This is a genomic window from Phycisphaerales bacterium AB-hyl4 (genome assembly GCA_041821185.1).
Taxonomy (GTDB): Bacteria; Planctomycetota; Phycisphaerae; order Phycisphaerales; family Phycisphaeraceae; genus Natronomicrosphaera; species Natronomicrosphaera hydrolytica.
Window position 1 is genome coordinate 212,751 of record JBGUBD010000005.1, and the last position, 25,382, is coordinate 238,132.

Consider the following 25,382-nt stretch of genomic DNA (forward strand, 5'->3'; position numbering starts at 1 on the left):
GTGGAACCGAGGCGATGTCGCTTCGGGGGGACTGAGGTCGCCCATGCTGTGGCGGCAGTTTGTTTTGCCAAAAGTGGTGTAATTGTCCATGGCAGCCTCCGAATCCTGCATTGATACGCTGCGACTAAGTTCCAGCAAGCGTCACGATCTACTGACCCGGCTGGAGCGGCGCGCCGACGACCAGGCATACATGGACCTGCGCGGTGATCGGCGGGTGGCGTTCAACGACAGCGCGGGCCTGGTGCTGAAGGTGTTTCATCCCGGCGGCTCGAACGCCAACTACCTCGTTCGGCCGCGCAATCTCAGCGCGTCGGGCATCGCTTTTCTGCACGGGCACTATCTGCATCCGGACAGCGAATGCGAGATCAGGCTCAAGTCCGTCGCTGGCAAGCATCACGTCGTGTATGGCAAGGTCATGTGGTGTCGTCACATCGACCTGAGTGTGCACGAAGTCGGCCTGCAGTTTGAATCGCCCATCGTGCTTGACGACTTCGTCGCAAGCCTCGTCCGCGCGCCGGGGGAAGCAGATGAAGCCAGCCACGAGTTGCCCCAGCTCGACGGCCGACTGTTTTATGTCGAAGACTCGCTGGACGACCGCGACCTGCTGAGCTTTTACATGAGCCAGCTTGGGGTCACGCTCGACACGGAGGCCGACGCGGACAGCGCCCTGGCCCGCATGAAGGCGAGCCCGCCCGACCTGGTGCTCGCCAACGTCTGCCTGCCGGGGATGCATGGGCTGGAACTGGCGCGGACGCTTCGGGCGCAGGGCTACGATCGGCCGATCGTGCTGTTGACGGCGAACCCGAAGCAGCCTGACGACGCGGAGGCCCTCGCGGCCGGTGCGTCGGCGGTGCTGCACAAGCCTTACACGTTCGAACAACTGTTGGCGACGTTGCGCGAGCATCTGCCTCAGCCTGTTGAGGTTGAGGCGGAACCGGTCGAGCCGGTGCTCAGCGAGCATTGGGGCAACCGTCGAATGCGGCCGTTGATTTTGAATTTTGTCAGTCGGCTGAGCGATCAACTGGCCCGCCTGCGTGAGCTGGTGGATAGCCGTGAAAATCTTGCGGTGCTTGAGAAGCATTGCCTGGACCTGCGCGGCTCGGCGGGCGGCTACGGCTATCCGCAGATCAGCGAAGCGGCCGAGCGGTTGCATCAGCATTGCGTCGACGGCGCCTCGCCCGAGGTGCTCAAACAGGCGTTGGTTCAACTCGAACGGCTGTGCAACTCGGCGAGCGATACCGCAGCGCGGACTCCGGTGCAGGAATAAGCCCGAGCGTGACCCTGTCCCTTGCGCAGCCAAAGTCGCTCGGCGTCGCACCGCCCGAGCCCAGACGCTCTCAAGCTGCATTTTCACTGCCCGGCTTGCTCATTTCAGCGACGATCGTAGACTGTCACTCTGTGAAACTATCCATGTGTCGCTTGTCGCCGAGGTGAGGTATCAGCCGGCGCGGCAGACACACGGGAACCGTCAGCCGTGGCTCGGCCTGCCCCTTCCAACTCAACCGCCGTCCCGTCAGCGAAGCTCAGTACGCGCGATGATGCCTCCACCGGAAGGCTGATTCTCCGCATGCTCACGCTCACGTGGCGATTCCGCTGGGGCGCGATCAAGCTGGTCATTTTTCAGGCGTTCATGCTCGCGATGGCCCTGTCGGGCCTCGGGCTCGTGGGCCTGGGCGTCGACGTTCTCCGCGACACGGAACTCGTCCGCCAGGCGTTGCCCAGTGATGAAATCAAAGAGCCGCGCTGGCCCTTCGGCTTCGAACCGCCCCCGGAGTGGACCACCTTCGGCGTCATCAGCGCTATTGCCGGGCTGATCTTCGTGATCGCCTTGATGCGGTTCGCCCTCGACCGTGTCACCACCGTCGCCAAGGCAAGGCTGGTGCAGGACATTGTCGTCTACTTGCGGACCCACGTTTACGACAAACTGCAACGGCTGAGCTTCCGCTTCTTCGATGCGAACGAGTCGGGCTCGATCATCAACCGCGTCACCGGCGACGTGCAGGCCGTTCGCCGATTCGTCGACGGCGTCATGGTCGAAGTGCTCATGCTCGTGCTGTCGTTGACGTTTTTCCTGACGTACATGCTCAGCATCCACACGACGCTGACGCTCGCCTGCCTCGCGACCACGCCGTTGCTGTGGGTGCTCACCGCGATGTTCTCCCGCATCGTCAAGCCAGCCTATCGGCTGAACCGCGAGCTGTACGACACCACCATTCGCGTGCTCGCGGAAAACGTCCAGGCGGTGCACGTCGTCAAAGGCTTCTCCCGGCAGAAGCAGGAGACGGCCAAGTTCGCCGCGGCCAACCATGCTGTCCGCGATCAGAAACAGTGGATCTTCTGGCGCGTCGCGACCTTCGGCCCGCTGATCAGCTTTGTCCCGCAGATCAACCTCGCGGTGCTCTTGGTCTTCGGCGGGTACATCTACATAAACGATCCCGAGTTCACGCTCGGCATGATCGTGGTCTTTTCCGGCCTGCTGCAGCAGTTTTCCACGCAGGTGGGCAACATTGCACAGATCGCCAACAGCGTGCAGCAAAGCCTCACCGGTGCCCAGCGCGTGTTCGAAGTGCTCGACGCGCCGGTAGAGATCACCAGCCCGGCAGACCCCGTTCCGCTGGGCCGGGCGGCGGGCGCGGTGCGGTTTGAGAACGTCAGCTTCAGCTACGGCGAGCACAGCAACGGCGAAGCCGAGCTGCAGGACATCAGCTTCGATGTTCAGCCGGGCCAGAGCGTCGCCGTCGTCGGTGCGACCGGTGCGGGCAAGACGTCGCTGTTGAGTCTGATCCCGCGCTTTTACGATCCGCAGCACGGCCGAGTGCTCGTCGACGGTGTGGACGTTCGCGAGTATGAGATCGACGACTTGCGACGCAACATTGGTCTCGTGTTCCAGGAAAGCTTCCTCTTTTCCAACACGGTTGCGGCGAACATCGCGTTCGGGCATCCGACCGCGACGCGCGAGCAGATCGAGCAGGCGGCGAAGATCGCGCAGGCGCACGACTTTGTCATGGAACTGCCCAAGGGTTACGACACGGTGCTGGGTGAGCGGGCGTCCAACCTCTCGGGTGGCCAGCAGCAGCGGCTCGCGATCGCCCGCGCGATTCTGCTCGAGCCGCCGATTCTGTTGCTCGACGATCCGACGGCCGCGATCGATCCGCAGACCGAGCACGAAATCCTCGCCGCGATGAACAACGCCATGCAGGGCCGAACCACCTTCGTCGTGGCGCACCGGTTGAGCACGCTTCGCCGGGCCGACCTTGTCATCGTGCTCGAGCGCGGGCGCATCGTTCAGACGGGCACGCATGAGGAGTTGATGAACAGCCGGGGCCACTACCGCAAGGCTGCGCGGTTGCAGATTCCCGACGACGAATCCCGGCGGCTGCTTGGCATGCCTGAGGCCGAGGCCGAGACGGAGGCGGACCGGATATGAGCGCCAACGACGCCAAGGCTTCCCATTCGAATACGGCCAAGACGCTGACGCATCGCGAGCTTGATGCGCGTGACGAGCCCAACCAGCGTCCGCTGAGCATGGCGATCATTCTTCGGTTGCTCAGTTTCACGCGGCCTTACGCGTGGCAGCGGAACACGTTGATCGGCATCGTGCTGCTGCGGGCCGTGCAGGTGCCGTTGCTCGCGTGGGCGGTGGCGGCGATCATCAACAGCCTCATCGCCCGCCGGGACTGGGACGGGCTGCTCTGGGGCACGGCCGGCTTCGTCGCGCTGGCGGTGTTCGCCGAGGTCACCATGCACTTTCGGCAGCGCTATGCGCTGGAACTGGGTGAGAAAGTCATTCACGACCTTCGCCAGCTCATGTTCGAGCATCTGCAGCGCATGCCGATGCGCTTTTTCAATATCACCAAGCTCGGCCGCGTCATCTCTCGCTTCGTCTCCGACGCGGAGGCACTTCGCTCCGGCGTGCAGGATGTGCTGTTCGTGAGTCTCGTCGGCGGCGGGCGGATGGTCGTCGCCGCGGCGATCATGCTCTGGTACGACCCGGTGCTGTTCGGCGTGGTCGCGGCGATGGCGCCCGTGCTGCACATGATCAACCGCTACTTCCGCTCGAAGCTGAGCCTGGCGTATCGACAGGTGCAGGAGTCGATGAGCCGTGTGACCGCGACGCTTGCCGAGTCGGTGTCGGGCATCCGCGTGACGCAGGGGTTCGTTCGGCAGGACGTCAACGCCGAGTTGTTTAACGACCTGATCGAAGACCACAGCGAATACAACATGCGCGCCGCAAAGCTGACGGGCGTGTTCCTGCCGTTGATCGAACTCAACAGCCAGTTTTTCATCTCCGTGCTGCTGCTGCTGGCCGGCTACCAGGTTGTGAACAACGTGCTCTGGGTGCACGAAGACCCGGTCTCGCAGGTTGAAGCGCTGGTCGTATTCTTCTTCATGGTGCCGCAGTTCTTCGGCCCGCTGTCAGCATTGGCCCGGCAGTACAACCAGGCGCTGACCGCCATGGCCGGCGCGGAGCGCGTCTTCAGCCTGCTTGACCACGAGCCCGAACCGCTCGACCCGCCCGACGCCGTCGATGTGGACGAAATCGAAGGCCGGGTCGAGTTCGACGAGGTCGGCTTCGAGTATCAGCCGGGCAAGCCCGTGCTTCACGACATCAACTTCACTGCCGAGCCGGGCCAGACCATCGCGCTCGTCGGCCACACGGGCAGCGGTAAGTCGACGATCATCAACCTCATCTCCAAGTTCTACCTGCCCACCGCGGGTCAGATCCGCATTGACGATCTCGACCTTGTGAAAATCTCCGCTGACTCCATGGCCAAGCAGCTGGGCATCGTGCTCCAGCAGAACTTTCTGTTTACCGGCACGGTCATGGACAACATCCGCGTGGGCAAGCCGGACGCGACCGAGGAAGATGTCTACGAGGCGGCCGCGAAGCTCGATTGCCTCGACCTGTTCGAAGCGATGCCCGAAGGCTTCAACACCAACGTCGGCGAGCGCGGCGGCAACCTGTCGCTTGGCCAACGGCAGTTGGTCTGCTTCACCCGCGCGATGCTCGCCGACCCGCGCATCATGATCCTCGACGAAGCGACCAGCAGCGTCGACACGATGACCGAGGCCCGCATTCAAAAGGCCCTCTCGCTGCTGTTGACCAACCGCACGAGCTTTGTCGTCGCGCATCGCTTGAGCACGATCCGCCATGCGGACATGGTTCTCGTCCTCGACGGCGGGCGCATCATCGAACGCGGTACGCACAACGAGTTGCTCGCCACGGCCGGCGTCTACGCCAACCTCTACCGCCAGTTCATCCATGCCAGCGAAGCGTGAGCAACGTTGTCGCAGGTCTGGCCGGGCAAGCCGAAATCATCATTGGCGGGTTTACGCCGTGCCGCCCGCGCGGTAGCGGGACGCGACGGCGTGGCGTGCGGGTTCGGTGAGTCTTTTTTCACAACAGGCTTGAATGGTCTGACGCGCGCGTCGGCCCATCTCGTGCAGGCCGAGGTCGATGGTCGCCAGCGGCAGCGTCCAGCCGCCTTCGTCGAGCACGGGGCCGGCGCCGACGATGGCGAGATCGTCGGGCACGCGCAGGCCGGCGGCGTGGGCTGTAAGCAGGCCGCCACGCGCCATGAAGTCGGAAGCGAAAAGGATCGCGTCGGGTTGAGGATCGAGCGCGAGCAGTTCGCGTGTGGCGTGAGCGCCGTCCTGTTCGCTGTAGCCGGCGCGGACGATGCGGGCTGGGTCGATCGGCAGGTCGTGGGCGCGCAGGGCGGCACGGTACGCGTCGATCCATCGGCCGGTGCTGAAGCGTTCGGGGCCCGGCGTGACGAGGGCGATACGCTCACGGCCGACGGCGACGAGGTGGCTGACCGCTTCGACGACGCCGCTGCCATAGTCAGGCATGATGCAATGGCTGAACCCGTCGGCCAGATCGCTGAACAGCAGCACGGTCGGCAGGGCCTGCCGTTGGCAGAGCGCGAGCAGGGCGAGGTTCACCGGCGACATCATGATCAGGCCGTCGAGCTCCGCGAGCGGCGGCACGTGGGCGAGCGAACCGCGATGCTGCTCTTCGTGGGGCATGTCGAACAGCCGCATGGCGACATCGCAGCCATCGTCGCGCACGCCGGCGAGCATGGGGCGGAAGTAGGGGTAGCCGTGGGCGAGGTCGGCGAAGGCGACGCCGAGCGTGAGCGCCGCGCGTTCGCTGCGGGCGGGACCGTCGGCGTCGGGGTCGCAGATGACCGTGCCGCTGCCCGGGCGGGCCTGGATGAGTCCCTCGCTGGCCAATTGCTGTAACGCACGGCGGACGGTGACTTCGCCGACCTGCCACAACTCGCTGAGCGTTCGCTGCGGCGGCAGGCTGTCGCCGGGCTTCAGCCCGCCCGTCTGCACCTGCTCGCGGACGAGGCCGGCGATCTGGTGGTAGAGGTGCGGGCCGTGCTCCCGGTCGAGCCGGGTGCCGACGAGCCGAACGGCCTCGGTCGATTGCGATGTAGTAACTGCCATATTGCAATGTTCCAATGTTGTGATACGATCGTCAAGTCGCCATCCGGCATCGGGGGGCCAAGTGGCCGTCGGCCGTGCACAAGCAACCTTGCGATGGACCTTTGCCCATGAGCGAACCACGACGCATCGAGAATGTCAATCAACTGGAAGACGCCCTCTCCGCGCCGACACCGGCGATCAGCGAGCTGGCGGGCCGACTCGACGGCGACCTGATCGTGCTCGGCGTCGCGGGGAAGATGGGCCCGACGCTGGCGCGGATGGCTCGGCGGGCGATGGACGAAGCGGGCGCGAAGGGGCGGGTCATCGGCGTCTCGCGGTTCAGTCAGCCGAGCGATCGGCAAAAGCTGGCAGACTGGAACATCGAGACGATCGCGGGCGACCTGCTCGACCCGGCGTTTGTCGCGTCGCTGCCAAAGGCGAAGCATGTCGTGTTCATGGCGGGCATGAAGTTCGGCGCGACGGGCAATGAAAGCCTCACCTGGGCGATGAACACGCTATTGCCCGCTAACGTTTGTCAGCATTACAAGGATAGTCATATTGCCGCTTTTTCCACCGGCAACGTTTATGGCATGTCGCCGATTGCACTCGGCGGGTCGGTGGAGACGGACGCGCCCGATCCGCAGGGCGAGTACGCCATGAGCTGCCTCGGACGAGAGCGGACGTTCGAGCATTACAGTCGGTCGCAGGGCACGAAGGTGTCGCTGCTGCGATTGAACTATGCCTGCGAGCTGCGCTACGGCGTGCTGGTGGACCTGGCTCAGAAAATCTGCCAGGGGCAGCCGATTGATGTGTCGATGGGTGTGGCGAATGTTATCTGGCAGCGCGACGCGAACGCGTATGCACTGGCGAGCCTGGCACACGCCGACAGCCCTGCGTTTGCGTTGAACATTGCCGGGCCGGAGCAGCTTTCCGTGCGTCGCGTTTGCCAACAGTTGGCCGATCGCATGGGGAAGGAAGTCACCTTCACCGGCGAGGAAGCGAACGAAGCGATCCTCAGCAATGGGCAGAAGGGGCATCGCCTGTTCGGTTATCCGACCACGACGATCAATGAATTGATTGACCATGTCGCCTGCTGGGTCAAGCAGGGCGGCGAGCTGCTGGGCAAGCCAACCAAATTCGAGGTGCGCGATGGCAAGTTCTAAGGCGGACGGTTTCGAAGCGATCCGGGCGACGCTGCAGCGCGGCGTGGCGATTCCCGCTCACCCGCTTGCGCTCAACGCGCAGCGGAAGCTTGACGAGCGTCGGCAGCGGGCGTTGTCGCGGTATTACATCGCCGCCGGCTCGGGCGGGCTGGCGGTGGGGGTGCATACAACGCAGTTTGAAATTCGCGAGTCGAAGTACGGGCTGTTCGAGCCGGTGCTGACGCTGGCGAAGGAAGAGATGGATCGCGCGGACGTTGGCCGGGCCGAGCCGTTGGTTCGCGTTGGTGGTATTGCCGGGCCGACGAAGCAGGCGGTGGCCGAGGCGGGGCTGCTGCGCGAGCTTGGGTATCACGCGGGGCTGCTGTCGCTGGCGGCGATGAAGTCGGCGGATGATGATGAGCTGATCGCGCATTGCCAAGCGGTGAGCGAAGTGATTCCGGTGGTGGGCTTTTACCTGCAGTCGGCGGTGGGGGGTCGGCCGTTGCCGTTCGCGTTCTGGCGTCGGTTGGCGGAACTGCCGAACGTGGTGGCGATCAAGATCGCGCCTTTCAATCGGTATCAGACGCTGGACGTCGTGCGAGCCGTGGCCGAGTCGGGGCGGGATGATCTGACGCTTTACACGGGCAACGATGACAACATCGTGCTCGATCTGCTCACGCCGCACCGGTTTTGTGTGGACGGCCAGGTGGTCGAACGGCGGATCGTCGGCGGGCTGCTGGGGCATTGGTCGGTGTGGACGCAGAAAGCGGCGGAACTGCTGACGCGTTGCCAGCATGTGGTGGCCAATGGCGGGCAGGTTGATGCGGACATGCTCGCGTTGGCGATCGAGGTGACGGACAGCAATGCGGCGTTTTTCGACGCCGCCAACGGCTTCGCCGGCTGCATCGCGGGCCTGCACGAAGTGCTCCGTCGGCAGGGCCTGCTCGAAGGCATCTGGTGTCTGAACCCGGACGAAACGCTCGGCCGAGGGCAGCTGGCGGAGATCGATCGCGTGTATGCCGCTTACCCGCATTTGAATGATGACGCGTTCGTCGCTGAACATCGCGACGCCTGGCTGGCCGGGTAAGCAATGTCCAGCCGAAGCTGCGGTATCCCCGGCCGGTGGTAGGCAAGAGGCGTCGATCTCGCTAGAATCTGCAGCAGCGATTTCCGCTGGCTTGCGTGGGTCATCCCCCGGGACAGGCGGACTCGCTGAATCGGCCGCGTGCCCGAGTGGACCAAGGGGACGGATTGCAAATGGCCCCCTTACCCCTTCCTTCCGTATCCCTATACATCATTTCTAGCCTAAAACACGGGACTTGCTAGGCTGTCCGTATTCCCCGTGCTACACTGTAAATCATCCGAAATCCTTGCACGCCGTAGCACCGGCGTAGCACGACGATGGTTTGTAGCACGAGGGACACCATGAGCACCACGAAGACCCGCAAGAGCAAGGCCGAGCGAATCCCGTTCACCAAAGCCCGGCTGCAAGCCGTGACCGTGCCGGATGGCAAAGATCGGGTGTACGTCTACGATGAGGTCGTGCGTGGGCTGGCGTTCTGCCTGACCGCCGCCGGCACAGCCAACTACTACGCCTATGGCCGGTCGAAGGGAAAGCCTAAGCGTGACCGTCTGGGGTCGTTCACGTCGATGACCGTGGACAAGGCCCGTGAGGCAGCGCGGGAGAGCCTGCTCGCCATGCACCGGGGCATTGACCCCGTGGAGCAGCGGCGGCAGGAACGGCAGCAGGCCGAAACAGAGAAGGCCGAGCGGGTGACGTTCGCCGACCTGTTTGCCCACTACCTTGAACATCACGCCAAGCCTCACAAGCGGACGTGGCGAGAGGATGAAGCCAAGTTCAACCGCGATCTAAAGCCCCTGCACAACCGGCCCATCCACGACATCACCCGCGCCGAGATCGTCAAGCTGCACACCGACATCGGAAAGCGGGCGAAGGGGCAGGCCAATCGTGTGCTGGCCCTGATTTCCAAGGTTCTGAACCACGGGAAAGAGCACTTCAAGCTTGGCGAGAATGTCGCCACCGGGATTAAGAAGTATCAGGACCAGCAACGCGAACGCCCCCTCGCGCCGGAGGAATTGCCCCGATTCTTCAAGGCGCTGGATGAGCACCCGTCGCCCATGTTCGCCGACTTCTTTCGGCTGTGCCTGTTCACGGGCCAGCGGTGCGGCAACATTCAACGGATGCGGTTCGAGCAGATCGACGAAACGCGCGGCATCTGGATGATCCCCGGCGAGGAGTTCAAAAACGGCCGCGCCCAAAGCGTGAACCTGACCGCCGAGGCGATGGCCGTGATTGAACGCAGACGGGCAGCAACCAGCGGCACGGGCTATGTCTTCCCGAGCACCCGGAGCAGCGACACGGGCCACGTCAAGCACCCGTACACAGCCTGGCAGACGCTACTAGACCTGGCCGGCATCCGCGATCTGCGAATCCATGATTTGCGTCACACGATGGGGTCATGGCTGGCGAGCACTGGGGCGGGCGGGCGCGTCGTCGGCGGCGCGTTGGGGCATCGGTCGGCAGCGGCACGACAGCGATATGAGCACCTACTCACGGGCGGGGGCATGAACCCAGTACGTGACGCCTTCAACAAGGCGACGGCGGCGATGATGGCAGCGAGCAAGGCAGACAACGCGGAGCAGCAGACGGACGAACAGAGCAGCGAGTAACATTAACCTTGTCGGGCATCGGGATTGATCCCCCGATGAACGGCCGAGGCGGCGGCGCAGGTTCCTACTTTCCCGTGACCGTCGCCCCGGCTGGCCCGACCTTTCGAAAGTAGGACAACCATGTCTAACGCATCAAACGAAAACCAGTCTTCAAGTGGATTGCCACAGACAGAGTTGGGCAATCTTGCCGCATGGTTGTATTTAGCCCGCGAAGGCCTACTAACAATTGAAACACTGGCCGATTCCGCCAAGTACGGGGACCAACCAGAAACCTATACCCGTTGGGCGAAGAATGTTGTCGACGCGCTCGATTTGGCAACGCTTCATGTCATGCCGTATCCCGAGAGCATTAAAGACGCCGTGTTTATCATCGTCGCGGGCATGAAGCGATTACTTCAAGATGTCGCAAAGGGAACGGGCGGCGAGTGGGACAACGGTGTCGAGGGATTGACCGTTTCTTTTTACAAGGGTCGTTTCCAAGATGCTGGCGATCGGTATGGGGATGCAATTCTCGACATGGTGAATCGCATAGAAGGGCACGACCTACGGCATGGCAAGCCACAATCGCCGCTGGATGCTCGCGGAACGTTCGAGATTGGCGAGCTTGCGGAGATGGCACGGGCATACATGGCAGACTCGGCGACGAAAGCACCATCGCACAGTGGGGCAGACTGGACGGTGACGAGGATCGCCGAGTTCGTAGGCGTAGACACGAAGACGATTCAACGCGCAATGAGTGCTGCCGACCCGGTTGTCCCGCCGGGGAAAAAGGGCTTGCCGCGATCCCTGAATGCGCATGAGATCGGCCGTACCGCCCGCGCCCGTGCTCGCGTACGCGGGTGGAGCAATGCGGACAGTTACGCGGACGAGCGAACGAAATGGACGAAGCTACTACAGATGATCGGCGACCCCGGCATCGAGGTAACACTACCCCCACCTAAAGCGGGCCGGCGTGCCGGATAGTTGGGCGTTTCAAACGGTCAACTAAACGGACAGTTAACCAAGTAAACGCCCAAGTGCAGTATTGCAAGGGGTTTACGCTTCTCCGCATATCATCGGCGGGCTATCTTCGCAGCAGGTCAACCACACCCTGCTACGGAGATAACCGCCATGACCGCGACCGCCCCAACCCTTCCCGACCTGCTCACCCCTGAAGAAACGGCGCGATTGCTGCGCCTCAGCACTAAGAGCCTGGCGAACGACCGCTGTAACGGCCGTGGCTTGGCTTATGTCAAGTTGCGCGGCCGCATCCGCTATCGCCGCGCCGACGTGATGCAGTTCATCGAATCCGCCACCGTTCGCCACGGCGACGGGGAAGCAGCCTGAACACCACATCGGCGCATGCCACACCGACCCAGCTTTTGCGGGCAGGTCGATGGGGCATGTCCAAAAGGAATACCACCATGATCGTCAACACAGGCACGAATCACAAGCCCCTTCCGCCCGGCTGGGAGTATTGCGAGCTTCGCGGCGGACCAGCTAACCGCCAACTAGTCGAGCTTCACCGACTGCACACAGAGCACGTTGTCCACGTCGGCACCGTCGCCCACCGCTACCTGAGAGTGGGCCGCGATTCCGTGTTGTGGCATGAGAGCGTGATTGCTGGCGCGTTCAACGGCAGCGGAAAGGTGATGCGATGAGCACGACAACGCCCCCACCACCGCCCAAGGGATGGCGCACCATCACCCTCGTCGGCGGAGCATACGCCGGCCGGAAGATGAACGCCCACGAACGCGAAAACATCATCAAGCTGTCAGACGGAGCGGACCTGCACTGCTACTACCGCGCAGCGAACAACACGCCGCACTTCCTGCACGAATCGGCGCTGGGAGGTGAAGACGAATGAACAACTTCACACCCGTTACGAACGACAAGAGCGGCGAATCCTACGCGTTCAGGCGCGGCGTGCTCGCGGGCATCGACACAACCCTGCTCCACATCGCCAAGGGCGCGACCGCTGAACAACTGCAATCCTGGCGTGCCGAGTGCGAAGCGTGGGCAGACGGTGGGGGTTGGCCGTCACCCCCGCCGGCACTGGCGGACGTTGAAGGGGGTGAAGTTTGAAAGACCCCATCACCGTTACTGATGCGTTACTCGACCGGATTCACCTGCTGCCGGATGACCTGATCAAGCTTGATCAATGGGGGCTAGGCAGGAATGAAGATGGTCGAAAGATTCCATGCCAGTCACGACCGCCTTACCGCCGCGCCAAGGTCAACGCCCCTGACGAGTGGGGCACATTCTCCGAAGCCGTCGACGCGTTCGCCGACCGACTCGGCTACGCAGATCAATTCCACTGGCTCGCCTTCCTGTTTACGGCAGACGATCCATTCATCGGCATCGACTTGGACGATTGCGTCGTGGGCGACGTGATTCATCCCGAAGCCCGAAAGCTAATCGACGCGCTGGGGGGATATTCGGAGGTTTCGCCCAGTGGTACGGGCATCAAGGCGTGGGTGACGGGCAAGCTGCCGATTCCAGACGGAAAGACCGGCGAAACGTGCGTCGGCCCGTGGGGTGGAAAACTCGAGATTTACCGCGAGCGCCGATGGTTCGCCGTTACCGGATGGAGGCTCGATCAATGAGCACACCCGACCCCTTACCCGCTGACCTGCTCGCCATCCCGGCGCGAAGCGATGAGCCGATCCCGAATCGGCAAGAGGTCATCGACGATATGTTCAACAAGTATTTTACGGGAGCGAAGCGGGACGACGCCCCAGTCGGCGACCAAACGGCAAAACGTGGGCATATCCGTTTCGTCGGCGATCCCGACGATGATCGGCGTATCGCACTGCAATGTCTTGATCGGCTCGGCGCTGACGATGCAGACGATTACGACCGATGGCTCAACGTGGGCATGGCCCTACACAGCATCGGCCCTGACCTGCTCGACGCGTGGGATACGTGGAGCCGTCAATCGCCCAAGTATCAGCCGGGGCAATGTGAGGCGAAGTGGCAGAGCTTCAACGGTGAAGGCAACGGCCAAGCGGTGACGCTGGGCACGCTGCGACATATGGCGGGCATGGTCGGCAACGGATCGCGGGAAGTTCCAAAGCGTCGAACATCGAAACCGGCGTCGGCAGAATCCAACGGCGAAGCCCACGGCGACCAACCCGAAGCCAACCGCCCGATTCTGCTGCTGCCAAGCCCTGAAACCGAGATCCGCGAATCAGCCGGCATGATCGGCGAACGGATGGGCGAGACGGAACATTACAGCCGATTCGGACAACTGGCCCGCGTGCGCGAACGCGTGGTCGAGGTCATCGAATCAGCCAAGGCGTGCTCGCTATTCGAGGAAGTGGGCGACTTGCGCGTCCGCAGCGTCATTAAGGTTCCTCAAGAGGACGGCAGTGTCACGCTACAAACGAAGCTGACCCCGAAACGCTGCTCACAAGAGAACGCGACCAAGATTCTCGCGGCGGATGCGTTTTTCGATGCGATCCCGCCCATCAACGCACTGTCACACTGCCCGGTTCTACTGCCCGACTGTCGCATCGCGGCGGGGTATGACCGCGAATCGGGCATCTATGCGATGGGCAAGGCGGGCGATGACGTGTCGGTCGATAGGGCCGTGCGTGACCTGCTCGCCCTGTTCTGCGACTACCGATTCACCACTGAGCCGGATAAATCCCGAGCCGTGGCAGGGATGCTCACGCCCGCGCTGGTGCTCGGCGATCTGCTGGACGGGGCACGATGCCCGGCCATCGGAACGGAAGCCGATCAATCACAGTCGGGCAAGGGGTACATGCTCCGCGTGTTCGCGGCCATCTACAACACCCATCCGCAGACCATCACCCAGCGTGCCGGCGGCGTCGGAGGCATCGAGGAAGCCGTAGGCGGTGCGTTGATCGGCGGTGCTCCGTTCGTGAGCTTCGACAACCTGCGCGGGAAACTCGACTCCCCGTTCATCGAGGCCGCGCTTACTGAATCGCAGATTGAGGCTCGCGTCGCATACAAGCGAGGCGTTGTAGCTGATCCCAGCCGTACCGTGTTCGCGTGGACATCGAACAAGGCGGAATTGACGCTAGACCTTGCCAACCGCAGCAGCATCATCCGCATCGAGAAACGCCCGGAGGGTGAACGGTTCAGGGATTGGCCTGACGGCCCCGACCTACTGACACACGTTCAACGTCATCAACCGCACTACCTGGCGTGTGTTCATGCTGTGATCCGCGAATGGCTGCGACAGGGACGGCCAAGCGGACCAGACCCACGGCGGCACGACTTCCACCGCTGGGCGGGGGCGGTGATCTGGATGACCACCAAGCTATTCAAACTGCCCGATCCGCTGGATGGACATAGAGCGGTTCAGCGTCGCACGGCGAATCAATCCGAAAACTGGCTCCGCGACGTGGCGATTGTCGTGAAGCAGGCCGAGCAACTCGGCCGCCAACTGCAAGCCCACGACCTTATCGACCTGCTCGAAGATTCCGACGTGCCATTACCGGGCATGAAGGAGGCAGACGACCTGAGCGACGAGCACGTCCGCCACAAGGTTTTGTTGTCAGTCGGGCGACGGATGGGGAAATACTTCCGCAAGGGCGACACTGCCACCGTCGACAACTTCACCATCACCCGGCGGCGTGTCTACTCCGACACCAGCTTTAAAGAGGTATCCGTTTATGTATTCGATGCGTGATTCTGCCATACCTGCCTATATGCCAATAGGGTCGAAACTTTTCCCATTTAGATCAAAAACAAATGACGAAAGTTCCGGGGCTATTGGCATATTGGCAGCCATTGGCAGAAACGCCAGAAACGCGGTTTTGAGAAAGGCGACAACACCATGACCAAACAATCACCCATCCGACCTACGACCGTGGAGCGATGGCACATGCTTGCCCGCGACATTGAGCAGACCGCCAAGGCAATCGAAGCCGGCACCATGACCAGCGACGACGCCGAGGAACGCATCGGCCGATTGTGCTCGCGTGAGGCGCTGGCGTTACGTGCTAAGTCGATGACCGACCGCAGGCCCGAGTATCGAATGGTGCAGCCGCGAGGTACTGGCTTTTGAGGGGATTGGATTTTCAGCCCACAGGGAACTACCGACATGCAAGGCACACTAGATAGATCGAATAGCGGCGGGTCCTGTCGAAGCATCGGAACGAGCGGCGAGGGACAAGAGAACGGCAGGGTTAGCGCAGTGAGTTTATTTCACGGCAGGATCGACGCTGAGGGCATTACGACGATGAACACGGCCCGATACACGCCGGGGCATAGAACGCCGCAGACGGGACGCAGGGCAAAAGGAAAGGGAGTTAGGGGTCGTGCCTGTTCACTATTAGGTCGCCGCTCGGCGCTGGCACAGGGAACCTACACCCCCCCCATTAGTTTCCCCGTCGAGGGGGATCGGGTTCTCAACCAAAGGGAACAGCCGATCTCATAAGTACTGTCAATAAAACAATCGCAGCGAGATGATACACGATGAAGCGCCAACCACTACCCGCCATATTAACCGCCCGGCCCGTCTGCCCCGCGTGTGGATATGCAAAACGACACGTCACGAAGACGCGTTCGCTTACGCCCAACTTCACCACCCGCTACTGCAAATGCGCTCGCCCGTCGTGTGCTACGCGGTGGGTGGAACATGAAACGGCGGCGAAAATGGATGTATTGTCCGCGTGATGGACAAGTGGTTGATTAACACATTGCAAGTATGCAAATCCGGGGTAGCATTCAAATATCGAATATCGCAACCCCAAACCGCAAAGGATTCACGATATGCAAACGAAGTCGAACGACAACGCCGGCTTTCTATACAAGCTGAGCAAGATCGAAGGCGACCACCTGACCGGCGCGGAAGCCGCGAAGCTGCTCGGCATGACGCAAGTGGAGCTATTGGGCCTGGCGAAGCTGTCGACGCCACCGAAGCCGCGCGAGGTCGGCGTGGTGCAGCGGTACCACAAGGCCGACCTTCGCCGCTGGGCACTGGCCGGTTTCCCGGTCGATGGCAAAGCCGGTGCATACGGTGCGCAGCGGTCGGCGAAGATCGCCAAGGCCGCGAACGCGTACGGCATCACAATGCCTGCCGACCGTGAAAAGCTGGTCGAAACCTTCCAGCGTGACGGCACCACCACCCGCGAGGAAGCGGAACGCAAGGCTAACGCCGTTGTCGCCAAGCGCGTCGCGTCGAAACGATAACCAACCACCCCCAACCCCGAGGAACTCGATATGCAGGCAATCAACTGGCATCAACTGGACACCATCGTCGTCGAGGAATGGTTTTCCAAGCCCACCGTCAAAGCGGTAAATGAACTCAACGCCCGCATCACCGACATGCAGACCGCCCGCGCCTCGCTTGAGCAGGATGCGGTCAGCATGTCGCAAGCCGACGTGTCCGCATTGTCGCCCGACGACTTGTATCGGCAGGACTTCGCGCAACGCCGTTTTACGCTCTTACAAGAAGAGATCCGCGTACGGGAGGATGTGAACGCCGTGCTCCCGATGATCCGCAGCGACCGCTACGCCATTCGAGACAAGTACCGCGAACAATTGGCGGAGGCCCGCGAGTGGGTGAAGGGCGAGCTTGTCAAACTCGGCTGGCTGGACCTTGACAAGAACGTCCCCCACCCGTCGAAGATCACCCCCGCCTTTACTGAAAGCCATCCCACGGTTGTGGAACTGCGCAACACCGTAAAGTCGCTGGAAAGCGACGACGCAATGCGGCTGGCCCGAAACAAGAACACGGAGGCCGTCGAAGCGATCAAGCGGCAATTGGCTGGATCGCGCGATCGGCTCGTCACGGTTTAGCTTTGTGCTCATGCCCCCGGTGTAGGGGGTTTGGTTTCCGCCGTCGGCGTGGTCAACGTCGCGCCGACGGTTTCCACCCGGTCATGTGTTCGACCGGATGGAGGTTGGCCCCCCGGCCATTGAAAAGTGGTCGGCGGGGTTTCAAGATTCGCCGTCATTCATTGTGCCCCCGGCCCGTTTTCGTAGGCGGGCTGGGGGTTTCCAGAACTCACGCACCACGAAAGGTTCAACCGTGAAGCACAGTAAAAGCGACCTTGCCACCATGAACGCAGCCACCATCAACGGCATCGCCCGGCGCGTCAACGTGTCGGCGGCAACCCTACTGATTCGCTTGGCGAGCATGAGCGATGCCGAGCTACGGCAGATCGTCAACGGCACCGCGTCTATTCCGCCCGCAGAGCGTCGCATGGTGACGAAGCCCGGCGAAACCTTCAACGTCGCTTGAGGCCCAACCATGCACGCATCACAAGGCAGACTATACGCGCTGTCAGCCCGCACGCTGAACAAGCTTTACCAGATCGTCCGCGACTACGAGCGGGGTCTGTTGAAGAATCGCCCGCAGATTCCCAGCGGTGGGGGTAAGCGCCCCTCCCCCCTTGTAGCGTTCAGGGTGACGGGGAGTAATGATGTCGGCGGAAATCGTGTGACGTACGACGCGAAGCGGCAAGCATCTAGAAAGGAATCGGCCAGCTACGAAGGCTGGATCGACTCGACGACCGACACTGACACTTACACGCTGTTCTCGCCTGACGAAGAAACTGATCCTGGGGGTAGCGGCCACCAAGAAGACGACATCGTATTCGCGGTTCGTGTGGGGGTGGACGGGGGTGGCGCGGAGTGGTGGATTGTGGGTGGCGTGGGTGCGGAGGGAACCGCTGACGACCCGTACGATTTAACGTATACCGGCAACCACGGTGAGGAAGCTAAAAGCGACAGTGGTTGGGACCGCAGCAGCCAAGGTGAAAATGACGGCGTAATCATCACCGTGTCCACTGGCGGCGCGTATTACAGTGCGGGCGACGAGAGGCTTTACGGTTTTGTGCGCGACTTCACCTATGACTCATCGGGTCGGCTGAAATTGATTAGTGACGAGCGGCGTGTCGAGATAGCTAACCCGGCGATATGTGGAGAGGATGCATAATGGGTGCAGGCAGTTTGAGAAAACTACCGAGTGGAGATCTAGCGAAAACGGGAAGTGGTGATCTGGCGAAATGCCCTGGGTGTCCATGCCCGCCCACCGTTTGGCCCCCTGATGGCACGGATGGTTTAAAGGCTGAGTATGAAGTGATTGGCGGGCCGGTGACTGTAGGTGACGGGGGGACATATACCTTCCCGACAGGGTGCAATGTCGGCCAAGACACGAATATCGACACGTCCGACACTTACCCATTGTGGAATAAGCGTTTTTTAGCCACGTCAACCGGCTGTAGGTGGGATGGTGATTTCCCCGGCGGCACCGGCCGATTTCGATGGGAGGACCGCACGATTTGGCGCAACCATCGATTCGACAACAATGTAAGGACAAGAATAGTCAGGAGTTTAACCCAGTGGCGCATTATACTTGTGCCATTTAGTACCGGGCGGGTTGTTATGTATGAAAAGCCATGCCAAGGCCCTCCGACAGGAGTCTACACCCGTCGATGCCCTGAAACGCAACCCGAAACGCTTGAGATTGTGGAGGTGGTTTAAGGATGAAACGGGTCGCCGTCTATTACAGCAAATACCCACATCTCGCAGACCGCGTCAGGATGCACGCCGATCCGATCGCATCGAACAGTGAGAGGGCAATCATCGACCGTGATTTGTGGCTGGCGATCCGTGACGGCAAGCCCTACACACGCCCCGTCGAGGTCATCCCTGCCGACTTTGATATCGAGAAGGAACGTCGCAGGCTGACACAAGGCGGATGCTGCGGAGAGCCGAGCAGAGGTTAGCGTGACTCACCCCGGAACGCGACGCCGATTTACTGGCCCTGCTGCTCGCCGAGGGCGTGCGGTGGGCGTCGGCATGGGCGCGGGGGTGATCGCCGATGGGGGCGATTTGGCAGGCAACCTGTTTATGGTCAATGGTTTAGGGGTGATCGGCATGGGTGCGAGGGGGGAAGGCGTGAGCGGGCGTCTGTGGGCTTGCCTGTTGACGCGGCTGGGCAAGATGGTCAAGATGGAGGGCGTATCAAAAAAGCGGGGCCGGCGAGGTGCGCTAACACCTGCCGACCCCTGACCATCAACGCGGTGGAGCGCGTCAATGGCTAAGCCCCATGATAGTAACGCATCGACGTATCGCCATCCGGCAGCAACGCCGGACGTTTTCGCGCGCGCTCCATACGCATCACCCCCAACGCCGGATACCGGCAGGGAGCGCAGCTATGTCAGCAGTGGAGCACCTTCTTTTAGACCGATTCGTCAACCGACCACCACACCCGGACTTGGCCGAACCTTGGCGGCGGTTCATCATCGACCACACCCCGGCAGAGCAGGCGACGGAGTTGCCCCCGCGTCCATATCGGGGGCGTGGACGACCGGCACGGCCGAAGCCAATGCCGACGGCGCAAACACGAACAACCGACGCCAACCCCGGCCAACTCCGTCAAGCGATTCACGGGCGCATCGTGCGGCTGCTGTCTTTCTGCCGTGACATGGATCACGGAGGTATCGACCAGCGGGAGGCGCGGCTTGCCTACGGGCTGAGCGAGCGCCAGTTCTTCCGCGACCTTGCGACGATCCGCGCCGCCGGCGTGCCAGTGGTGAGACAGGGTAAGGTTTACGTCATTGATCGGGGCGAGCCGTTGCCGGTGGTGAAGCCCGCGCCCGTGGTGGAAACGAAGCCCGAGCCGGTGACGACCGAGCCGAAGCGGAAGCCCGGCAGGCCCGTGGCGGGTACTTCATCCATCGACCTTAACGTGCTCCACATGCTGCCCTGCCTGCCCGCGTCCGCGTTGGCATCGGACATTGCCGTAGACCTTGGCATCACCGTGGAGCAGGTGATAGACGCCGTGGAGCGATTGGGCGAGCATCAAATCATCGAGATGGCCGGCAGTGACAGCGACCCGGAGCTAGGGCTGTGGAAAGAATCGTACCGTGACGTGGTGGAAGCGCAGATGGTCGGGGGTGCAGCATGAGCACCAACCGCGACCACCGCGTCTACAACCTTGTGAATGTGTTCGTCATGCTGGAACCCGCCGACTACCTGCCTCCGCGCTTGCCCGATGAAGTGACGGACGAGCTTAAAGGGGCGTGGTTCCGCTACGCCGATCTATGGTCGTCCCTGCGGGCGGCGGATGGCGTGGAGCCGAACGAGGACACGCTCGGGCAACTGTGGAGCCTCTACCTTGAGCTTCGAGCGATGGGGGTGGAGTTCGACCCGCTGTTCTGCAAGGCGCTGGACGAGATCGGCACGCTGGCCGTGAACGTGGACACTGACCGCGAGCCGGAAGACTGGCGCGACGAGGCAGCGTGACCCGCCCGACAACCGAAGCCCACAACGCCCGTCGTCGTGCCACTGGTGCGGCGGCGGGTTTTTGATTGGTCAAAGTAGGGACCGCTTCCCAATCCGACGCCACGCAAGCCCCCCTAGTTGACCAGACGCTACACACGGAACGGTTAAAGAATGAGGTCTATGATGACCGATCAAGTGAGTGATACAATGTGTCATCGGACCATTGACAGGAGCTTTTAAGTCCCTATGATTCACCGGTAAACATGAGCCACCCCCGCGTCATCGGCGCGGGCTGCGAAGCCGCCCGAAAAGGCGGCTTCTGCTTTTACTGGGGCCGCATCCTTTGACCACGTACGTCTACATCGACGGGTTCAACTTCTATTACGGGGCCATCCGCAGCACGCGAACGCACTGGCTGAACCTTAACAAGTTCGTCGCGCGCCTCAATGGTGGCGCGGTTGACAAGATCAAGTTTTGCACAGCGATGGTGTCGGACACGTCGAACGACTCGCAGAAGTCGGTGCGTCAGCAGACGTACCACCAGGCTCTCACGTCACTGCCTAACGTTGAAATTATCCTCGGCCACTTCCGCACGCATGGCGTGGCTAAGCCGGTGCATCAGTGCGGTAATAGCCCGCTTTGTTTTGTTCAGGTCAGCATCCGAGAGGAAAAGGGTTCAGACGTAAACCTTGCCTCGCACCTGATCCACGACGCCCATCTTGGAATGTTCGATAAAGCCATCGTCATATCGGGGGATTCAGACTTAGCCGAGCCGGTGCGGATCGTGGCGCATGAACTTCACAAGCGCGTCATCGTGTTCAATCCCCGACAAGTCGGATCGCGCGAGTTGCAGGCGGCGGCAACGCAATACCGGACCATTCGCCCAAACGTGCTGGGTCAATGTCAGTTTCCGCAAGAGGTGCAGTTGCCGGACGCCACGACGGTGCATTGCCCACGCGAGTGGATACCCGGTTATCCACGCCAGCAACTACAACCAAGGGTTCGGGTGGCTTGCGATGATTGCCAAGTGACGATCCGAACGCATCGACGGCCGGTGGGGTCATAGGAAACGCGTTGAAGGGTCAAGGCCGATGGCGAGTGCGCGGCGGGTGTAGCACGACGCCGCCCCCCGTGCTACACTTTGGGGCGTGCTACGGGGACGAATCGAAGTTTTTTTCACCGCGTAGCACCGGCGTAGCACGAAGCGAAAACGGGCCGAAAGCTGGACGCCCCGAAACGCTCGTAACTACCTGAAAATACTAAGGTTGGCCGCGTGCCCGAGTGGACCAAGGGGACGGATTGCAAATCCGTTTGCGTAAGCAGTCGTGGGTTCGAATCCCACCGCGGCCTTTTTCAATGTCAGACGATGACACGGCTTGGCGAGCCGTGCCAAAGCCCAGTGATTTTCGGGGTTTACGAGCCTCGCCCCTCTCCCCTTCCACCGCTTTCCCGATACTGCCGACGATGTCAGGCGATGACGCGCTTTGGCGTGTTATTGGCTTTGGCGCGCTGCGCCTTTTCGCGCCCGCTCCTCAGCGTCAGCGGCATGTGGTGTCGGTGCCGGTTCCCCACCCTGTCGGGCATGTCGATGTTCGCTTTAACGGACACCGCGCAAGGTATTGACGAATCCATCAATTTGATGTATATACATCAAATTGATGGATTCGGATTCACTTTGTCTGATTGACAGTGTCGTTTCTTTCTCTTCTGCTCCCATTCTGTGGAGCCTGCACGGATGATTGCCATGCATGACACTCGCACCAGCATCCCGATGTTCGCCGCGTTTTTGCTGCTTCTGTTTGCTGTGGGCGCATCGGCGTCGGCCGAGGCGTTGTTCGACAGCAGGTTTACGGACGAGGACGAGACGGCGGCGTGGCTCGGCGAGGCTGAGTCGTGGAATGTTGTCCGTCGACAGGGCGTGCCGGCGCTTGAAAGCGGAGGGCCCGGGGCCGCCATCGGCCGTGCGTTGTCGGCGCGGGAAGGTGAGCCGACGCACATCGTTGTGGAATATGGCTGGCGGGCCGGCCGGGGGCGCGGTCTGCTGGAAGCCCGTTTGACTAATGCGGATAGCGACGACGAAGTCGTCATCGTGTTGAGGCAGGCGGACGGTGAGAAGTACGAGGTCTACTGGCATGCGGGCGATGAAGATGAAGGCGAGTCGCTCGGCAGTCTGGCGGACGACACGCTGGACGCGGGCGTGCAAAGCGGGGGCGTTGCGTTGACGCCGGCGGTGGTTCACTTCGAGTTGGATGGCGATCAACTCAGGATTGCCCGCTTCGGTGGCGACACGACCGAGGTGCAGTTGCCGCGAGCGTTTCAGCCCGCACACCTGACGCTGCGCGATGCGTCGCCCGGCAAGGAACAGGCCCGGCTCGCCCGTGTGCGAGCTTTTATCGGGGCGGTCGATCCGACGTCGGACGTGGTTGAGTTCCGCATGCCGTTCGGCGCATCGTTTGTCGAAGATCGCGAAGCGCCAATCGTTCGGCTTCGCGGTACATGGTTCAGCGGTGAGGCGCGCACCGCCAACGTGCAGCTCACCGCGGAAGACTACGTGGAGCCTGACCCCTCGGCTGCCCGTCAGTTCAGTTACGAGGTGCAGATGCGGCCGGGCGAGCAGGTTGAGTTGGCGATCGAGGATTTTCTTGGCCTCACGCCGGGCTTGTATCGTCTGCACGGTGAGATCGCGATCGAAGATCGCACACTGCCGATCGACGCGCGGTTTGCCGTGTTGTCCAAAGACCTGGCCGACCGCCCGCAGGAGGAGATTCCGCAGTGGGTCGGCGTTGTGCCGTTTATCAACGTGCTCGAACGGACGGTCTATCCTGAGTCGTTCGAGTACATGGAAAAGTTGGGCGTACGGCATGTGCGCTGGCTGCCGGGGTGGGGTCGGCTTGAACCGGAGAAGGGCCAGTACGAATGGGGCGAGAGCGATCAGTTCATGGACCTGGTCGCAGAACACCAGATGGAAGCGATGTTCTGCCTCAGCTACTACGGCGGGGACTGGACACACGACGTAACCGATGGACAGCTTGCTCACACCCACGAGGGCAGGACGATGTGGGTCGAACGCTTCGCAGTGCCTACCATCGAACGCTACGGCGATCGTGTGAAACTATGGCAGATCTGGAACGAGCCCGATGCGTTCTGGAATGAAGACCCGGACAAGGCCTACGGCTTTGCGTCTGCGTTCGGCACGCCGGCCAACTACTACGACCTGGTCAAGCGCACACATGAAGCAGCGCATCAACTCGGTCACGATGACATTCGCATCCTCGCGTCACTATCCAGCGGTAATTACCAATCGAACATCCGATTGCTGTTCGAGTTCGGCCTGGGCGAACACTTCGACGGCCTGATCCTGCATACGTACGGCCATCATGTCCGACACTTCCGTGTCGCGGGACGCCTGCTGGCCGAACTGGGCCACGACACCCCTGCCCTCGGCTCGGGCGAAATCGGCCTGCCTCGCGGCAACGACTGGGACGGCGCCATGCGACAGGCCCGCGTGGTCACGCAGGTCATGAGCTCAAGCATCACCATCCCCAATCTCCAGAACGTGCACTGGTTCGTCCTTCACGACACGGTCGCCGGCGGCAACTTCGGCCTCATCAACCAGGATCTTCAGCCTCATCCCTCGGCGCTGGCGTACTACACCATTGCCCGGCTGATGTCCGGCGCGGTGGATGGCGAGATCGAAGAGCGCGGCGCGTTGACGCTTTACCGTGTCGAACGAAGTGGTCGATCGCCTTTGCTGACGGTGACCAATCAGGCGGCCCCGACGTTGGTGACGTTTGAAGTCAACGATGGCCAGCAGCCCGTGGTGTGGGATCTGATGGGGCGAAGCAGTGAGCCGGAGGTGACCGAGGGGCGGTTTACGGTTGACCTGACCCATGGTCTGATGATCGAAGGCGATGTGACGGCGGCGTCGTCCGTTGAGCCGGCGACGACCGTGGAATTTGATGATAAGGGTCGGCCAACGGTGAACGTGGCGGTCGGTCGGCCGGCGGATGGCGCGGAGGCGGTGGTGGGGCTTCGCGTGCCGGAGCTGGATTTTGAAGCGAGTCAATCGGTAGGCGACACGGGCGACGTGTCGTTCACCTTGCCGAGCGTGCTTGAGCCCAACCGTCAGTACGACGCGGAGATCACGGTCACGATGGCGGGCAGCGAGATGCGGCAGCCGACCAAACTTGAAGCGACGCCCGTCTATCAGGTGACGCCGGAGCAGGCCGCATCACCCACGCCGCCGGACCATTTGCCGGGCATCGAACTCAGCGGCGAAGAGGCGTTTCGGCTGATGGCTGCTCACCGCACGTATCACGGCCCGGAGGACAGCTCGGCGATGATCTATCTCGGCTGGACGCTTGAAGAACTGGTGCTGTGGATCGAGCAGACCGATGACATTCACGTGCCGATCCCCGCTCAGGCGCCCAACCCGTTCGGCTACGACAGCGGTCACTGGGCGTTCCAGCCTGAAGGTCGGCTCGCACCGGGCGAGTCGTTTATCGAGATCACCTTCGGGCTGCGCGACGATGGCGAACAGTGGGCACGCGTCATGGGCCAGCCCCATTACAGCCCGAAACTTCAGGCCGAGCGTTCCGGTACAACCACCCGTTACCACGTGACGATCCCCGCAGCGCAGCTTGGCATCGTGCCTGGTCACGGCGTGTCGATCGGTACAGCCGTGATCATCAATGACAATGATGGCGAAGGCCGTAAGGGTTGGCTGTTCTGGGGCGAAGGGGTGCACAATCAGAAGAACCCCGCGCAGTATCGCCGTGTCATTCTCACCGAAGGTAGTCCGGAAGAGCACGGCCAATAGTCGTTACGAGTGCAAGCACCATGTGTCGCATCGCATCGCGGCGATGGAAGCACGTGTTGTGAGGTGTCATGTCATGCATCGCTCTGCGCACAGTATCGTTCGCGATG

25 protein-coding genes and 1 tRNA gene are annotated in these 25,382 nt (G+C 61.9%); 25 read left to right on the forward strand and 1 reads right to left on the reverse strand.

Annotated elements, in window-relative coordinates:
- Positions 1-88: 88 nt before the first annotated feature.
- The 3 genes from ACERK3_09645 (at position 89) to ACERK3_09655 (ending at position 5,280) form a co-directional block, all read left to right on the forward strand.
- Entirely contained in the window at positions 89-1,267 is a 1,179-nt protein-coding gene (locus ACERK3_09645; protein MFA9478558.1) for a response regulator, read from the forward strand.
- A gap of 207 nt (positions 1,268-1,474) precedes the next feature.
- Positions 1,475-3,427, forward strand: a complete 1,953-nt coding sequence (locus tag ACERK3_09650) for an ABC transporter ATP-binding protein (GenBank protein ID MFA9478559.1) — start codon at positions 1,475-1,477, stop codon at positions 3,425-3,427.
- Positions 3,424-5,280: an ABC transporter ATP-binding protein gene (locus ACERK3_09655; GenBank protein ID MFA9478560.1), complete on the forward strand. Its 1,857-nt coding sequence runs from the start codon at positions 3,424-3,426 to the stop codon at positions 5,278-5,280. Before ACERK3_09650 ends, ACERK3_09655 begins: the two co-directional genes overlap by 4 nt.
- 51 nt (positions 5,281-5,331) lie before the next feature.
- Here the strand turns inward: ACERK3_09655 and ACERK3_09660 are convergent, their stop codons facing one another.
- The gene (locus ACERK3_09660) at positions 5,332-6,456 is read right to left on the reverse strand and encodes a GntR family transcriptional regulator (GenBank protein ID MFA9478561.1); all 1,125 of its coding nucleotides are present in this window, start codon (positions 6,454-6,456) and stop codon (positions 5,332-5,334) included.
- Between the two features lie 107 nt (positions 6,457-6,563).
- On the opposite strand from ACERK3_09660, the gene ACERK3_09665 reads away from it, so the two are divergent.
- From ACERK3_09665 to ACERK3_09770, 22 genes are all read left to right on the forward strand, one after another.
- The gene (locus ACERK3_09665; GenBank protein ID MFA9478562.1) at positions 6,564-7,598 is read left to right on the forward strand and encodes an NAD-dependent epimerase/dehydratase family protein; all 1,035 of its coding nucleotides are present in this window, start codon (positions 6,564-6,566) and stop codon (positions 7,596-7,598) included.
- Positions 7,585-8,664, forward strand: a complete 1,080-nt coding sequence (locus ACERK3_09670; protein ID MFA9478563.1) for a dihydrodipicolinate synthase family protein — start codon at positions 7,585-7,587, stop codon at positions 8,662-8,664. The genes ACERK3_09665 and ACERK3_09670 overlap by 14 nt, the downstream gene beginning before the upstream one ends.
- A 338-nt stretch (positions 8,665-9,002) precedes the next feature.
- On the forward strand, positions 9,003-10,268 hold the full coding sequence (locus ACERK3_09675) for a tyrosine-type recombinase/integrase (GenBank protein MFA9478564.1): 1,266 nt from the start codon (positions 9,003-9,005) through the stop codon (positions 10,266-10,268).
- A 120-nt stretch (positions 10,269-10,388) separates the two neighbouring features.
- Positions 10,389-11,231 (forward strand): hypothetical protein, encoded by an 843-nt coding sequence (locus tag ACERK3_09680; GenBank protein ID MFA9478565.1) that lies wholly within the window; start codon positions 10,389-10,391, stop codon positions 11,229-11,231.
- A gap of 147 nt (positions 11,232-11,378) precedes the next feature.
- Complete coding sequence (locus ACERK3_09685) at positions 11,379-11,594, forward strand: helix-turn-helix domain-containing protein (protein ID MFA9478566.1); 216 nt, start codon at positions 11,379-11,381, stop codon at positions 11,592-11,594.
- Between the two features lie 77 nt (positions 11,595-11,671).
- Positions 11,672-11,908, forward strand: coding sequence for a hypothetical protein (locus ACERK3_09690; protein ID MFA9478567.1), 237 nt, complete (start codon positions 11,672-11,674; stop codon positions 11,906-11,908).
- Complete coding sequence (locus ACERK3_09695) at positions 11,905-12,114, forward strand: hypothetical protein (GenBank protein ID MFA9478568.1); 210 nt, start codon at positions 11,905-11,907, stop codon at positions 12,112-12,114. Before ACERK3_09690 ends, ACERK3_09695 begins: the two co-directional genes overlap by 4 nt.
- Positions 12,111-12,332: a hypothetical protein gene (locus ACERK3_09700; protein MFA9478569.1), complete on the forward strand. Its 222-nt coding sequence runs from the start codon at positions 12,111-12,113 to the stop codon at positions 12,330-12,332. The genes ACERK3_09695 and ACERK3_09700 overlap by 4 nt, the downstream gene beginning before the upstream one ends.
- Positions 12,329-12,853 carry a hypothetical protein gene (locus tag ACERK3_09705; GenBank protein MFA9478570.1) on the forward strand — a complete coding sequence of 175 codons (525 nt, stop codon included), beginning with the start codon at positions 12,329-12,331 and terminating at the stop codon, positions 12,851-12,853. The genes ACERK3_09700 and ACERK3_09705 overlap by 4 nt, the downstream gene beginning before the upstream one ends.
- Positions 12,850-14,907, forward strand: coding sequence for a PriCT-2 domain-containing protein (locus tag ACERK3_09710; protein MFA9478571.1), 2,058 nt, complete (start codon positions 12,850-12,852; stop codon positions 14,905-14,907). The genes ACERK3_09705 and ACERK3_09710 overlap by 4 nt, the downstream gene beginning before the upstream one ends.
- A gap of 147 nt (positions 14,908-15,054) precedes the next feature.
- Complete coding sequence (locus ACERK3_09715) at positions 15,055-15,285, forward strand: hypothetical protein (GenBank protein MFA9478572.1); 231 nt, start codon at positions 15,055-15,057, stop codon at positions 15,283-15,285.
- 707 nt (positions 15,286-15,992) lie between these two features.
- The gene (locus ACERK3_09720; protein ID MFA9478573.1) at positions 15,993-16,412 is read left to right on the forward strand and encodes a hypothetical protein; all 420 of its coding nucleotides are present in this window, start codon (positions 15,993-15,995) and stop codon (positions 16,410-16,412) included.
- 30 nt (positions 16,413-16,442) lie between these two features.
- On the forward strand, positions 16,443-17,021 hold the full coding sequence (locus ACERK3_09725; protein ID MFA9478574.1) for a hypothetical protein: 579 nt from the start codon (positions 16,443-16,445) through the stop codon (positions 17,019-17,021).
- A 262-nt stretch (positions 17,022-17,283) separates the two neighbouring features.
- Positions 17,284-17,466 (forward strand): hypothetical protein, encoded by a 183-nt coding sequence (locus tag ACERK3_09730; protein ID MFA9478575.1) that lies wholly within the window; start codon positions 17,284-17,286, stop codon positions 17,464-17,466.
- 9 nt (positions 17,467-17,475) lie between these two features.
- Entirely contained in the window at positions 17,476-18,162 is a 687-nt protein-coding gene (locus ACERK3_09735; protein MFA9478576.1) for a hypothetical protein, read from the forward strand.
- Between the two features lie 550 nt (positions 18,163-18,712).
- On the forward strand, positions 18,713-18,955 hold the full coding sequence (locus ACERK3_09740) for a hypothetical protein (protein MFA9478577.1): 243 nt from the start codon (positions 18,713-18,715) through the stop codon (positions 18,953-18,955).
- 602 nt (positions 18,956-19,557) lie between these two features.
- On the forward strand, positions 19,558-20,139 hold the full coding sequence (locus tag ACERK3_09745) for a hypothetical protein (protein ID MFA9478578.1): 582 nt from the start codon (positions 19,558-19,560) through the stop codon (positions 20,137-20,139).
- A complete protein-coding gene (locus ACERK3_09750; GenBank protein ID MFA9478579.1) occupies positions 20,136-20,477 on the forward strand; it encodes a hypothetical protein in 342 nt (113 codons plus the stop codon). Before ACERK3_09745 ends, ACERK3_09750 begins: the two co-directional genes overlap by 4 nt.
- A gap of 322 nt (positions 20,478-20,799) precedes the next feature.
- Complete coding sequence (locus tag ACERK3_09755; GenBank protein MFA9478580.1) at positions 20,800-21,522, forward strand: NYN domain-containing protein; 723 nt, start codon at positions 20,800-20,802, stop codon at positions 21,520-21,522.
- Positions 21,523-21,723: 201 nt separating this feature from the next.
- Positions 21,724-21,806 (forward strand) — tRNA-Cys (locus ACERK3_09760).
- A 124-nt stretch (positions 21,807-21,930) separates the two neighbouring features.
- Positions 21,931-22,143, forward strand: a complete 213-nt coding sequence (locus ACERK3_09765; protein MFA9478581.1) for a hypothetical protein — start codon at positions 21,931-21,933, stop codon at positions 22,141-22,143.
- A gap of 57 nt (positions 22,144-22,200) precedes the next feature.
- Positions 22,201-25,275, forward strand: coding sequence for a beta-galactosidase (locus tag ACERK3_09770; GenBank protein MFA9478582.1), 3,075 nt, complete (start codon positions 22,201-22,203; stop codon positions 25,273-25,275).
- Positions 25,276-25,382 lie beyond the last annotated feature (107 nt).